Source organism: Methylopila jiangsuensis (genome assembly GCF_027922305.1).
Classification (GTDB): domain Bacteria; phylum Pseudomonadota; class Alphaproteobacteria; order Rhizobiales; family Methylopilaceae; genus Methylopila; species Methylopila jiangsuensis.
Genome location: NZ_BSFK01000005.1, coordinates 158,347 through 171,141, shown reverse-complemented (window position 1 = coordinate 171,141; position 12,795 = coordinate 158,347). Strand labels below are relative to the sequence as shown.

Here is a 12,795-nt window from a genome sequence, read left to right as displayed (position 1 = left end):
CCCGGTCAGCCGATCTTTTTCAATCCTGCGCCGTAGCGGCGGCCGTTGGCCACATAGCGGCCGGCGGTGCCGAGCAGGCGGATCTCCCACTCGCCGCCCAGCTCCCGCACCACCTTGGCGGGCGAGCCGACGATCATGGAGAAATCCGGGAACTCCTTGCCCTCGGTCACCAGCGCGTTGGCGCCCACGAGGCAGGACTTCCCGATCTTCGCGCCGTTGAGGATGGTCGCGCCCATGCCGATGAGGCTGCCGGCGCCGATCGTGCAGCCGTGCACCACGGCGTTGTGGCCGAGCGTCACGTCCTCGCCCAGCGTCAGCGGAAAGCCGGGGTCGGTGTGGAGGATGCAGCCGTCCTGCACGTTGGAGCGCGCGCCGATGACGATGCGCTCGTTGTCGCCGCGCAGAACCGCGCCGAACCAGACGCTGGCGTCCTCCTCCAGCACCACGTCGCCGATCACGTCCGCGCTGTCGGCCACCCAGAAGCGTCCGTTGGCGGGGGTCTGCGGCCGAACGCCGTCGAGTTCGTAAAGCGCCATGGATGAGGTGTCCTTGCCTGTTCGAGCGGAGCGCCGGGCGTCAGACGCCGAGCGCCTGCAGCGCCGCGGACCCTAGCGCAAGGCTCCACAGGCCCGCCAGCACCGTGCCGGCCGCGACGCCCAGAACCGTGGATCGGCGCTCCCGGCGCAGCGCCGCCAGATTGCGCGCCATCATGTAGGGCGCGGCGATGGTGACCAGCGGCACCGCGACCACGGCCAGCACGTCCGGCGCGCGCAGCAGGCGAAAGCTGGCGCGCCGCGCGGTGGCCGCCTCGAAGGCGGAGGCGGCGAGCCCTGAAAGGGCGAAACCAAAGGCCAGCGTCAGCGCGCTGGCGAGGACGGGCGACATGGGCTCCTCCTTGCCGCGGTGGATCAGACGCCCTTCCGCAGCAAGGCCCATGCCGTCCCGATCCGGGACGTTCAGTCGAGATCGGTCTCGAGGATCGCCATCTGGAAGTTGTAGGACAGATCGCCGTCCTCGTCGTCGCGGAACAGCACGCCCACGAACTCGTCGCCCAGATAGACCTCGGCGCTGTCGTCCTTGCGCGGACGCTTGGTCACCCGGATGGTCTGGTTCTGGAACAGCTTGCGCATGTAGCTCTGCACGCGCTCGAGTTCGAGCTTGTCCACGGTCGTCTCCCGGAGAGGTCTGGATGAGGGGCCGGCGGCCGAAGCGGCGGCCGATGTCGGACGCCGGAAGTGCCACGGCGCGGCGGCCGTGGCAAGCCGCTCTCACCAGCGGCCGTAGGGCCCGTACGGCCCCCAATAGGGCCGGTCCAGATCGTCGAGACGGCGGCTGCGCTCGCGCTTGCGCTCCACGTCCAGCGTCATGCGGCAGTTGGCGAAGGCCTCGGTGCCCGGCCGCATGCCGTATTCGCGGCACTGGGCGATGTCCATCGCCCGCTGCTCCGCGGGATCGATAGCGCAACCCGCGAGCGTGAGGCCCGCGAGGACGAGAAAAAGATGGGTGCGCGACATGACGCTATGCCTTCATGGCCGACGCGGGGGACGCGTTCAGATGCCGGCGTCGTAAAAAATCTGGTCCATGCTGCGGGACGGCTCCGCGCAGGGCGAGGCGCCGACCACGCGGGCCGGCACGCCGGCGACGGTGAGGTTGGGGGCCACGTCGTGCAGCACCACCGAGCCCGCCGCAACCCGCGAGCAATGGCCGATCTCGATGTTGCCGAGGATCTTGGCGCCCGCGCCGATCAGCACGCCGTGGCGGATCTTCGGGTGGCGGTCCTCGTTGCTCTTGCCGGTGCCGCCCAGCGTCACGCCGTGCAGGATCGAGACGTTGTCCTCGATCACCGCGGTCTCGCCGATCACCACGCCGGTGGCGTGGTCGAAGAACAGGCCGCGGCCGATGCGGGTCGCGGGATGGATGTCCACCTGGAACACCGAGGACGACAGGCTCTGCAGGTAGAGCGCGAAGTCCCGGCGGCCCGTGGTCCACAGCCAGTGCGCCAGACGGTGGGTCTGGATGGCGTGGAAACCCTTGAAGTGCAGCAGCGGCTCCAGCGCCCGGTTGCAGGCGGGATCACGGTCCACCACCGCCGAAATATCGGCCCGGAGCGAAGGGGGAATCTCGGCGTCGGCCGCCGCCATCTCCTCGAAGGTCTGGCGGATCAGGTCGCCCGGAACCTCGTCGCGGTCGAGTCGCGCGCCGAGACGATGCGCCACGGCGCTTTCCAGACTGTCCTGATTGAGGATGGTGGCGAGCATGAAGCCCGCCATCTCCGGCTCGCGGCGCACGACCTCGTCGGCCTCGGCGCGAATCCGCGCCCAGGTGGGGTCCAGCGTCATCAGGTTGTGGCTTTCGGCGCGCGCCAGTTTGGCCATCTCGTTGTGCTCCCGGACCATAAGGTCCCCCGCTCCATACCACAGATGGGGCGCCGCGCAGGCGATCAAAGTCGCATGGCTGCAATAATCGGCGCCGCAGGATTACCGAAGCGCGGCGCCGCTCACGGCCGCCGTTCGAGGAAGCTCAGCACCCCGGCCTTGTAGACCTTGTCGCCGACCGCGCGGTTGTGGTCGCGGCGCGGGATGAGCAGCAGCTCCGCGCCGGGGATCAGGTCCGCGAGCGCCTGCGGATCGCCCGCCACCTCGTCCTCGGTCCCGACCGCGACCAGCGTCGGGGTCGTGATGGTCCCGAGCTTTTCCGGATCCACCAGCGTGCGCTGCATGCGCATGCAGGCGGAAAGGGCCCGGCGGTCGGCCCCGGTCGCTTCGGCGAAGCGGCGGAACATCTTGGCCGTGGGGTTGGCGATGTCGTCCACGCTGTCGGCCACCAGCCCTTCGGCGATGTCGTCGGCGGAGGGCGCGCCGCGCAGCAGACCGTCGCCCATGCCGCCGAGGATGGCGCTGCGCAGCCGCCCGCGGGACTCGATCGCGAGCAGCGCCGCGACGCGCGCGCCCATGGAGTAGCCCATGACGTCGGCGCGGGCGATGTTCAGGTGGTCCAGCAGCCGGACGGCGTCCCGAGCCATCAGGTCGGAGCCGTAGAACGCCGGATCGTAAAGCTTTTCGCTCGCCCCATGGCCGCGGTTGTCGATGGCGACCACCCGCCGCCCGTCGGCCTGCAGCACGTCGAACCAGCCCGGCCCGACCCAGTTCACGTCGAGATTGGAGGCGAAGCCGTGGATCAGCAGGATCGGATCGCCGTCGCCCTCGTCGCGATAGGCGAGCGTCAGGCCGTCGGAGTCGAAGGTCGGCATAGGGCGGCTGAACTCCCGCTTCTTACGTTTTCCCGCGACGGTTCTAGCCGCCTTGAGGCTTATACGAAAGCCGAACCTGCTTGTGGGGCGGCCGCGAAGGACTTAAGCCTTGGCGCACATCCTCGAAGCGCCGGGAGAACGCGCCATGGCCGACCACGGAACGCCGCATTTCGCCAACGACACGGGCGTGAGCGTGATCCACATCGGCGCGCGGGAGTTCCAGTGCATCGGCGCCAAGCCGCCGTTCGACCACCCCCACGTCTATCTGGACATGGGCTCGGACGACGAGATCATCTGCCCCTACTGCTCAACCCACTACAAGTTCCGGGCGAGCCTGCACGCGGACGCGTCCGATCCGGCCGGCTGCCTGTGGCGCGGACCGGCGGCGGCCTGAGACGGCGCGACGCCCCATGGCCGCGCCCGTCCTGATCGCCGGCGCAGGGATCGGCGGCCTGACGCTCGCCCTCGCCCTTGCCCGGCGCGGCGTGGCCTGCGAAATCTTTGAACGCGCCGCGATCCTGTCGGAGGTCGGGGCCGGGGTGCAGCTCGCGCCCAACGCCAGCCGGATTCTGGACGGGCTCGGCCTGGGCCCCGCGCTCGACGCCGCGGCGAGCCGCCCGGAGGGCGTGCGCATCGTGGCCGCCGAAAGCGGCCGCCTGCTGCGGCGGCTGCCGCTGGGCGAAACGGCCGAACGGCGCTGGGGCGCGCCCTACCGGGTCATCCACCGGGCCGATCTGCACGCCGTTCTGTCCAAGGCCGTGGCCGCGGAGGCCGGCGCCGCGCTTCACCTCGGCGGCGCCGTGACCGCGGCGGAGACGCTGGGGGGCGGCGCGGCGTTCACGGTCACGCGCGAGGGCGCGGCCGGGCGCCGGGAGGGCCGCTTCGGCGTCGGCGCGGACGGGCTGCGCTCGGCGGTGCGCGGCGCGCTGAAACTGTCGGCCGCCGTGCGCGAAACCGGGCTCGTCGCCTACCGCGCCGTGGTCCCGGCGGAGCGGCTGCCGGGCGCCTTCCCGCTCGATCATGTCAGCGTCTGGCTCGCGCCCGGCGCCCATCTGGTGCTCTATCCCGTGCGCGGCGGCCGCGAGGCCAATGTGGTGCTGATCGGAGCCCTCGGGAGCATGACGCCGGTCGAGCGCGTGGCGCGCTGGGCCGATCCCGCCCGGACGCTGGCGGCGGGCGCCGGACCATGGACCGAATGGCCGCTGTTCGACCGTCCCGCCGCCCCGCGGCTTCGGCGCGGCGCATTGGCCCTGCTGGGCGACGCGGCCCACGCCACCCTGCCCTCGCTCGGCCAGGGCGCGGCCTTCGCGATCGAGGACGCCGCCACCCTCGCCCGCCTGATCGCGGACGGCGGCCCCGACCCGCTCGGAGCCTATGAGAAGGCGCGGCTGATGCGGGTCGGGCGCCTGCCCGAAGCCTCCCGGCGGCAGGCGCGCATCGACCATCTCGGCGGCCTCGCCGCGACGGCGCGCAATCTGGCGCTCGCCGCCGCCCCAACGTCGGCGCTGCTCGGGGGACTGGACTGGCTCTACGGCTGGCGCGACGCGGCCTGAGCGCCGTTGCGCACGCCCGAAGCCTGCGTCAGCGCGGGCAGCGCAGCAGGCGCTCCTCGCGCTGGATGTCGCGCACCCGCGCCCGCTCCCGGTCGGACAGCGGCACGTCCTCCAGACGGTCGTACTGGCAGCCGGCGTTGCCGAAGGCGCGGATGGCGCGGTCGGTCTTGAAGCAGTAGCCGGCACGGGCGTAGACGGCGTTGCGCTCGCCCCAGAGCTCCGCGCAGGCCGATTGCGCCGCCGCCGGCGCGGCGAGAACAAGACTGGCGACACCCACAAGCAGAATGCGGCGCATGGCGACGTTTCCCCCCTTACGTTTTCGGGCAGCATAGCACGGCGCGCCGGCCTCGCATTCCGCCGCCCCCGGCTCCATATTGGCCCCATGCCCAAATCCCCCCGCCGCACCTCCCCCGGATTCTCGGAGCAGCCTCAGGCGGCCTTCGACGCCGGAACGCCCGTGGACCTGGGCGCCGTCTCCGACGACGCTGCGCTGCTGCGCGCGCTCGGGCGGGGAACCGACGCGGCGGAGGCCGCGCGGCTGGAGGTGGCGGAACAGGCGACCCGCAAGGCGGCGAGCGAAGCGGCCGTCGCCGACGCGGCGGAGCCGAAAGCGCCCGCCCGCGCCCGGGCCGCGCCTGAAAAGGGCAAGCGCAAGCAGAAGCGCGACGCGGTTCCCGCCGCCGTCCCCGATCCGCAGAAGGCGCCGCGCGGCTTCGGCGCCGTGCCGGAGACCGATCTGGCCGCCCTGCCCGCCGGCTTCGACGCCACCGCCTCGGTGTCCGCCACGGTGAAGGCGCTGGAGGATCTCATCCAGCACGGTCGGCCCGAACTGCAGGGCAAGCCGTGGGTTCCGCACCGCCCGCCCCGGCCGGAGAAGCTGGAGAGCGGCCAGACCTTCAAGCTGTCCTCGCCGTACGAGCCCAAGGGCGACCAGCCCACCGCCATCGCGGAGCTGGTGGACGGAATCCGCCGCGAGGAGCGCGACCAGGTGCTGCTGGGCGTCACCGGCTCGGGCAAGACCTTCACCATGGCGCAGGTGATCCAGCAGACCCAGCGCCCGGCGCTGATCCTCGCGCCCAACAAGACGCTGGCGGCCCAGCTCTACGGCGAGTTCAAGTCGTTCTTCCCCGAGAACGCCGTCGAATATTTCGTGTCCTATTACGACTACTACCAGCCGGAAGCCTATGTTCCGCGCTCGGACACCTATATCGAGAAGGAATCGTCCATCAACGAGCAGATCGATCGCATGCGCCACTCGGCCACGCGCTCGCTGCTGGAGCGGGACGACGTCATCATCGTGGCCTCCGTGTCCTGCATCTACGGCATCGGCTCGGTGGAGACCTACACCTCCATGACCTTCACGCTGCGGGTGGGCGAAAGCGTGCCCCAGCGCCAGCTCATGGCAGATCTGGTGGCGCTGCAGTACAAGCGCGCCGACGTGAACTTCACCCGCGGCACGTTCCGGGTGCGCGGCGACACCATCGAGGTGTTTCCGGCCCATTACGAGGACCGCGCCTGGCGCATCGGCCTGTTCGGCGACGAGATCGAGTCCATTCAGGAGTTCGACCCGCTCACGGGCGCGAAGATCCAGGAGATGGCGGCGGTCAAGGTCTACGCCAACTCCCACTACGTGACGCCGCGGCCCACCCTCAACCAGGCCATCAAGGGCATCAAGGACGAGCTGAAGGCGCGCCTCACCGAGCTCACGAAGATGGGCCGCCTGCTGGAGGCCCAGCGGCTGGAGCAGCGCACCCAGTTCGATCTGGAGATGATGGAGGCCACCGGCTCCTGCGCCGGCATCGAGAACTATTCGCGCTGGCTCACCGGCCGCAAGCCGGGCGAGCCGCCGCCCACGCTGTTCGAGTATCTGCCCGATAACGCGCTCGTCTTCACCGACGAAAGCCATGTCACCATTCCGCAGATCGGCGGCATGTACCGCGGCGACTTCCGGCGGAAGGCGACGCTGGCCGAATACGGCTTCCGCCTGCCGAGCTGCATGGACAACCGTCCCATGCGGTTCGAGGAATGGGACGCCATGCGCCCGCAGACGGTGCATGTCTCCGCCACGCCCGGCGGCTGGGAGATGGAGCAGACCGGCGGCGTGTTCTCGGAGCAGGTCATCCGCCCCACCGGCCTCGTGGACCCGGAGATCGACGTGCGGCCCGCGCGCTCCCAGGTGGACGACCTGCTGGGCGAGGTGAAGGAAGTGGCCGCCAAGGGCTACCGCTCGCTGATCACCGTGCTCACCAAGCGCATGGCCGAGGATCTGACCGAATATCTGCACGAGCACGGCGTGCGGGTGCGCTACATGCACTCCGACATCGACACGCTGGAGCGGATCGAGATCATCCGCGACCTGCGCCTCGGCGCTTTCGACGCGCTGGTGGGCATCAACCTGCTGCGCGAGGGCCTCGACATTCCCGAATGCGCGCTGGTGGCGATCCTCGACGCGGACAAGGAGGGCTTCCTGCGCTCCGAGACCTCGCTGATCCAGACCATCGGCCGCGCCGCCCGCAACGTGGACGGCAAGGTCATCCTCTACGCCGACCACGAGACCGGCTCCATGGCCCGCGCCATGGCGGAGACCGCGCGCCGGCGCGAGAAGCAGCTCGCCTACAACGCCGAGCACGGCATCACGCCCGAAAGCGTGAAGCGCGAGATCGGCGACATCCTGAACTCGGTCTACGAGCGGGACCGCGTCACCGTGGACAAGGGCTTCGCCGAGGACGCGCCCAAGGCCGGACACAACCTCAAGGCCACGCTCGCGGATCTGGAGCAGCGCATGCGCAAGGCCGCCGGCGATCTGGAGTTCGAGACCGCCGCCCGGCTGCGCGACGAGATCAAGCGCCTGCAGGCCACCGAGCTCGCCATTTCCGACGACCCGCTCGCCCGGCAGTCGGACGTGGAGCGCTCGGCCGGCGGCTACGCCGGCGACCGCCGCTACGGCCGCTCCGCCAACGAGCCGCCGCGCACGCGCGCGGCCAAGCCGAGCCTCGACGATATGGGCCCCGGCACGGACCGCGCCACGCCGCTCGGCAACGGCGATCTGATCCGGCGGGAAAAGCCCGACATGATGACGGCCAACTTCAAAGCCGGCGGCCGGCGGAGCGGACCCAAGCGGAGGTGAGCGCGGGAGCCGGCCACAGGCGGCCGGCGTCCAAGGCTTCGCGGCAGGCGGAGCCGGAGCGGCTCCCGGCGTACGTCAGTCCACCCAATCGACCTTGGGGGCGTCGTCGCCGGGGCGCACCAGCCGGGCCTCGGCGGCCTTGTGATAATACTGGCTCGCCACAAGCCACCCTTTCAGCGGCCGGAGCGGCGGCAGCAGCGTCACCAGCATGATCGGCAGGGTGGTGAACAGATGCGCCCAGTAGGGCGCCTGATGGGCCGCCTCCAGCCACACCGCGAAGAAGGCCGACGGCAGGCAGGCGAAGGTCATGGCGAAGAAGGCCGGGCCGTCCGCGGGATCGGCGTAGGAGTAGTCGAGCCCGCAGACCTCGCAGTTCGGCCGCAACTTCAGGAAGCCCTGGAACATGTGGCCCTCGCCGCAGCGCGGGCACAGGCCGCGGACGCCGACGCGGTAAGGGTTCTGGCGGGGATAGACGGTGTCGGACATATCGCGGTCGTCCCTTCTTCCGGCCCCGGCGAAACGCCAGGCGACCGGAAGCTAGGAATGGCTGCATACAATGTCAATATTGTATGTCCTCACGATGCCGGCAGTCGTCTCAGCTGCTCGGAAAGGCCTCGGACTTGAAGGCCACCGGCTTCTGGGCCGGGCTTGTCCTGCGGCCGGGCTTCGACGGAGCCGGCGCGGCTGAGGGCGCCGCCGGCTCGAGCGTGATCGCCACGGGGTTCGGGTAATGCTCCAGCGTCGCGCCGGTCGCGGCGTCCACGCCCATGCCCACCACGCCGCCCAGCAGCACGTTGCCTGCGAAGCCCGCGGCGCCGGAGCCGGCGAGCCTCGTCTTCACCGGAACGGAGGCCTCGCGGTAGCCCGGCAGGGTCGCGGTCACGATGAACTCGTCCTTGCGGCCGACCGAGAAGGTGCAGGGGCTCTGGCACGCATGGTTGAGCGAGGTGCGGACCGACGCGCCCGGCGGCGTGGTGGTGACGGTGAGCTGGTTCGTTGCGCCACGGGTGATCGAGGCGCAGGCGCCCAGCGGAAGCACGAGAGCCGCGACGAGAATGATGCGCATGGACGAATCGCCTTCTGAACCGCCTCCATGGCGGAGCGGCCACCCGTAGAAGTTGCGCCGGACGATTCAAATACGTGAAAGCCCTGATGCGCGGGGGAAAACGCGCCGGAAACGAACCGGGCGGCGCGCCATGTCATCCCCCTTCATCGACGCCCCCGCGGCGGCGCGCGGGATGCGAAGATGCGCGGACATCGACCGCGGAAGGGCGCGAACGCCGGCCGGCCCGGCTTTTACGCCGCGTCGCCCGCGCCGCCGAGCCGCACCAGCAGCACCTCCGGCGGCACGCCGAAGCGGATGGGCAGGCCGCTCATGCCGAAACCGCCCGAGACCAGCATGTGGCGGCCCTTCTCCACCACGTGGCCGTAACGGAAGCGGTCGCGATAGGCGGAGGGAATGAAGGGGTTGGTCCAGCCGGGTATATACACCTGCCCGCCATGGGTGTGGCCGGCGAAGGTGAGCGACACCCGTTCCGGCACGTCCACGAAGATGTCCGGCTCGTGGACCAGCAGCAGCGCGGGATCGTCGGTGGAGAGCTTCGACAGCGTGCCCGGCAGGTCGTCCTCGCCGCGGAAATGGCCGGGCTTGATCCAGTGGGCGATCTGGTCGCCAAGCCCCGCCACCCAGAAGCGGCGGCCGTTGACGCTCAGAAGCTCAGCCTCGTTCTCCATCACGCGGATGCGCGCGCCGTCGAGCGCCCGGCGGATGCTGCGGGCGTTGTTCCACCAGTCGTGGTTGCCGAGCACGGTGAACAGGCCGAGCGGCGCGGCGAGGTCCGCATAGGCCGCCGCCCACTCCTCCGGCGGCACCCGGCCGGTGACGAAGCGGTGGGTCGATTCATGGTCGCCCAGGTGGAAGATGATGTCCGGCTTCAGCGCGTTCACCGTCTCCACGATCCGCTTCACCCGGCTCATGGGCACATAGGGCTCGCACACATGCACGTCCGAGATCACCGCCGCTGTGAGCCGGAAATCCGCCGGCCAGCGCGGCGGCGTCAGCGCGTATTCGGTGACGTTGAGCATCATGGTGGGCTCGATCAGCCCGGCGTAGGCGCCGCCGCCGGTCGCGAGCAGGAAGCCGGCGCCGGCGGAGCCGATGAGCGCGCGGCGGGAGATCAACGGCATGGGCGGCGGGTCCGGCGGCTGACAGCGAAGGCGGTCGTAACACGAAACGACGGCCGCGCGGGGAAGCGCGACCGTCGCAAGGCCTTAAGCTCGGGATGCGTCGCAATTGGGGCTTCAGGTGAGCAGCAGCAGCGACCGCCCCTGAACCTCCAGCGGCTCGGCGCCGCCCGGCGCCTCGCGGGCGTTCTCGTCCGCCGGGCGCTCGGTGTCGAGCGTCACGGTCCAGGGCTTGCCGCCCTCGCGCTCCGGCAGCACGAAAGGCACAGGCCCGTCGTGGCTGTTGAAGATCAGGATCGCCTCCTCGCCGTCCGCGGTGGTGAGATGCAGGCCGATGCAGTCGGCGCCCTCGTCGGCCCACTGCTCCGGCGTCTGCTCGCCGCCGACCGGGTTGATCCAGGCGACGCCCATGCCGTCACGGAAGCTCGCCCGGCGCAGGATCGGCTTTTCGGCCCGCAGCTTCAGCAGCCGCTTGGTGAAGTCGAGCAGGATCTGGTCCTGATCGTCCAGCTCCCAATGCACCCAGGAGATTTCGCTGTCCTGGCAGTAGCCGTTGTTGTTGCCCCCTTGCGTGCGGCCGAACTCGTCGCCGGCCAGGATCATGGGCGTGCCGTGGGACAGCAGCAGCGTCGCCATCAGGTTGCGCTTCTGGCGCTCGCGCACGGCGGTCACGCCCTCGTCGTCGGTCTCGCCCTCGACGCCGTAGTTGAAGCTGCGGTTGTCGGAATGGCCGTCCTTGTTGTCCTCGCCGTTGGCCTCGTTGTGCTTCTCGTTGTAGGAGACGAGATCGTTCAGCGTGAAGCCGTCATGGGCGGTGATGAAGTTGACGCCAGCCCACGGCCGGCGGCCGCGCTGGTCGTAGACGTCGCCCGACCCGGTGACGCGGGCGGCGAAATCGCCGAGATGCCCGGCGCCCTGCTTCCAGTAGTCGCGCACCTGGTCGCGATACTTGTCGTTCCACTCCGCCCAGCCGGGCGGGAAGCCGCCGACCTGGTAGCCGCCGGGGCCGATGTCCCACGGCTCGCCCACCAGCTTGACCCCGCGCAGCACCGGGTCCTGGCCCACCGCGTCGAAGAAGCCGCCGCGCTGGTCGAAGCCCTCCGGCTCGCGGCCGAGAATGGTGCCGAGGTCGAAGCGGAAGCCGTCCACATGGCATTCCTCGACCCAGTAGCGCAGCGAATCCGTCACCATCTGCAGCACGCGCGGATGGCTGGTGTTCACCGTGTTCCCGGTGCCGGTGTCGTTGATGTAGTAGCGGTGGTTGTCCGGCAGGGTGCGATAGTAGGACAGGTTGTCGATGCCCTTGAAGCTGAGCGTCGAGCCCAGCTCGTTGCCTTCCGCCGTGTGGTTGTAGACCACGTCGAGGATGACCTCGAGGCCGGCGTCGTGGAAGGCGCGCACCATGTGCTTGAAGCTGGCGAGCCCGGCCTTGCCCATGTAGCGGCCCATGGGCGCGAAGAAGCCGAGCGTGTTGTAGCCCCAGAAGTTCTTGAGGTCCTTGGCGAGCAGGTAGTCGTCGTCCAGGAAGTAATGGATCGGCAGCAGCTCCACCGAGGTGACGCCCAGCGCCTTGATGTGGGCGATCACGTCCTTCTGCGTCAGTCCGTCGAAGGTGCCGCGGACGTCTTCGGGAACCGCCGGGTGCAGCATGGTGTAGCCGCGCACATGGGTCTCGTAGAACACCGTGCGGTCCCACGACACGTTGGGCTTCTGGTCGCCGGACCAGTCGAAGCCGGAATCCACCACCTCGCATTTCGGCATGAACGGGGCGCTGTCCAGTTCGCTGAAGGACAGGTCCTTGTCGTCGGACTCGAGATCGTAGCCGAACACCGCCGGATTCCAGTCCACCGCGCCCAGGATCGAGCGGGCGTAGGGATCGACGAGCAGCTTGTTCGGGTTGAAGCGGTGCCCCTCCTCCGGCCGGTAGGGGCCATGGACGCGGTAGCCGTAGCGCTGGCCCGGCTTCAGGCCGGGCACATAGCCGTGCCACACCTCGTCGGTGTATTCGGGCAGGTCGATGCGCTCGACCTCGTTGTTTCCCTCGTCGAACAGGCAGAGCTGCACCCGGTCGGCGTAAGCCGAGAACAGGGCGAAGTTGACGCCGTCGCCGTCCGGCGTCGCGCCAAGGATGGTCGGCCGCCCCGCTTCGATCCGACGGCCGCTCTTGATGTCGCTCATGAGATCGCTCGCCTCGCCCGTGTTCGGCGGGCGACGCGTCGCCCGCTCCTGTCCCGTCACGGGGACAACAACGGCTGCGACGCGCGCGCGTTCCGGATGGTCACATGTTCATTTCGCGATCGCGAAAGAACCACGCCTCCGTCAGGCCGGCGACCTGGCCTTCTTTTTCTTGGGCTTCGGGGCCGGTTGGGGCGTCGCTTCCGCGGCGGCTTTGGCCTGCTCGGCCGCAAGCCTGGCGCGTTTGCGCGCGCGGCTCGCCTCCTTTCGCGCCCGCTCCGCCTCCTCGTCGGACGCGGCCGCCGGCGCCGCCGCGGCGTAGCGCCGCTGCGCCTCCTCCCAGTGCCGCTCGTCCTCGCCATGGGGACGGCCGGCCTCTTCCCAGATTCTGTAGGCGAGATCGCGGATGTGAACGTCCCGGTCGCTCATGCAACGCCTCCCTAATCGCGGGGGTTCGGGGTTGTCGGACGGCGGCGCCGACCGACCTATGCTCACCAATGCGGGGC

The 12,795-nt window shown here is 70.1% G+C and carries 15 protein-coding genes; 3 read left to right on the top strand and 12 right to left on the bottom strand.

All coding sequences use genetic code 11. The features are described 5' to 3' along the window. Positions 1–5: 5 nt before the first annotated feature. The 6 genes from PKE85_RS02360 to PKE85_RS02335 all read right to left on the bottom strand — a co-directional run bounded on the left by PKE85_RS02360 (position 6) and on the right by PKE85_RS02335 (position 3,250). Complete coding sequence (locus PKE85_RS02360) at positions 6–536, bottom strand: gamma carbonic anhydrase family protein (RefSeq protein ID WP_271203185.1); 531 nt, start codon at positions 534–536, stop codon at positions 6–8. A gap of 40 nt (positions 537–576) precedes the next feature. Continuing rightward, a complete protein-coding gene (locus PKE85_RS02355) occupies positions 577–885 on the bottom strand; it encodes a DUF6949 family protein (RefSeq protein WP_271203184.1) in 309 nt (102 codons plus the stop codon). A gap of 71 nt (positions 886–956) precedes the next feature. Beyond that, positions 957–1,166, bottom strand: a complete 210-nt coding sequence (locus PKE85_RS02350; protein WP_271203183.1) for a DUF3126 family protein — start codon at positions 1,164–1,166, stop codon at positions 957–959. Between the two features lie 102 nt (positions 1,167–1,268). After that, complete coding sequence (locus tag PKE85_RS02345) at positions 1,269–1,514, bottom strand: hypothetical protein (protein ID WP_271203182.1); 246 nt, start codon at positions 1,512–1,514, stop codon at positions 1,269–1,271. A gap of 36 nt (positions 1,515–1,550) precedes the next feature. Beyond that, positions 1,551–2,375, bottom strand: coding sequence for a serine O-acetyltransferase (cysE, locus tag PKE85_RS02340; protein WP_271203181.1), 825 nt, complete (start codon positions 2,373–2,375; stop codon positions 1,551–1,553). A 122-nt stretch (positions 2,376–2,497) separates the two neighbouring features. After that, the gene (locus PKE85_RS02335) at positions 2,498–3,250 is read right to left on the bottom strand and encodes an alpha/beta fold hydrolase (RefSeq protein WP_271203180.1); all 753 of its coding nucleotides are present in this window, start codon (positions 3,248–3,250) and stop codon (positions 2,498–2,500) included. Between the two features lie 145 nt (positions 3,251–3,395). On the opposite strand from PKE85_RS02335, the gene PKE85_RS02330 reads away from it, so the two are divergent. Beyond that, positions 3,396–3,644 (top strand): zinc-finger domain-containing protein, encoded by a 249-nt coding sequence (locus PKE85_RS02330; RefSeq protein WP_271203179.1) that lies wholly within the window; start codon positions 3,396–3,398, stop codon positions 3,642–3,644. Positions 3,645–3,660: 16 nt separating this feature from the next. After that, entirely contained in the window at positions 3,661–4,803 is a 1,143-nt protein-coding gene (locus PKE85_RS02325) for an FAD-dependent monooxygenase (RefSeq protein WP_271203178.1), read from the top strand. A 28-nt stretch (positions 4,804–4,831) separates the two neighbouring features. On the opposite strand, the gene PKE85_RS02320 is transcribed toward PKE85_RS02325, so the two are convergent. Beyond that, positions 4,832–5,098: a YARHG domain-containing protein gene (locus PKE85_RS02320; protein ID WP_271203177.1), complete on the bottom strand. Its 267-nt coding sequence runs from the start codon at positions 5,096–5,098 to the stop codon at positions 4,832–4,834. An 87-nt stretch (positions 5,099–5,185) separates the two neighbouring features. Here PKE85_RS02320 and uvrB point away from each other — a divergent pair, with 87 nt between their 5' ends. Continuing rightward, positions 5,186–7,930: an excinuclease ABC subunit UvrB gene (gene uvrB, locus PKE85_RS02315; RefSeq protein ID WP_271203176.1), complete on the top strand. Its 2,745-nt coding sequence runs from the start codon at positions 5,186–5,188 to the stop codon at positions 7,928–7,930. Between the two features lie 75 nt (positions 7,931–8,005). Here uvrB and PKE85_RS02310 read toward each other — a convergent pair whose 3' ends face one another. The 5 genes from PKE85_RS02310 to PKE85_RS02290 form a co-directional block, all read right to left on the bottom strand. Then, positions 8,006–8,416: a DUF983 domain-containing protein gene (locus PKE85_RS02310; protein ID WP_271203175.1), complete on the bottom strand. Its 411-nt coding sequence runs from the start codon at positions 8,414–8,416 to the stop codon at positions 8,006–8,008. Between the two features lie 109 nt (positions 8,417–8,525). Further along, positions 8,526–8,996 carry a PEGA domain-containing protein gene (locus PKE85_RS02305; RefSeq protein WP_271203174.1) on the bottom strand — a complete coding sequence of 157 codons (471 nt, stop codon included), beginning with the start codon at positions 8,994–8,996 and terminating at the stop codon, positions 8,526–8,528. A 230-nt stretch (positions 8,997–9,226) separates the two neighbouring features. After that, entirely contained in the window at positions 9,227–10,117 is an 891-nt protein-coding gene (locus PKE85_RS02300; RefSeq protein WP_271203173.1) for a metallophosphoesterase, read from the bottom strand. Positions 10,118–10,231: 114 nt separating this feature from the next. Then, positions 10,232–12,292: a glycogen debranching protein GlgX gene (glgX, locus tag PKE85_RS02295; RefSeq protein ID WP_271203172.1), complete on the bottom strand. Its 2,061-nt coding sequence runs from the start codon at positions 12,290–12,292 to the stop codon at positions 10,232–10,234. 141 nt (positions 12,293–12,433) lie between these two features. Further along, the gene (locus PKE85_RS02290) at positions 12,434–12,718 is read right to left on the bottom strand and encodes a DUF2934 domain-containing protein (protein ID WP_271203171.1); all 285 of its coding nucleotides are present in this window, start codon (positions 12,716–12,718) and stop codon (positions 12,434–12,436) included. Between the last annotated feature and the right edge of the window lie 77 nt (positions 12,719–12,795).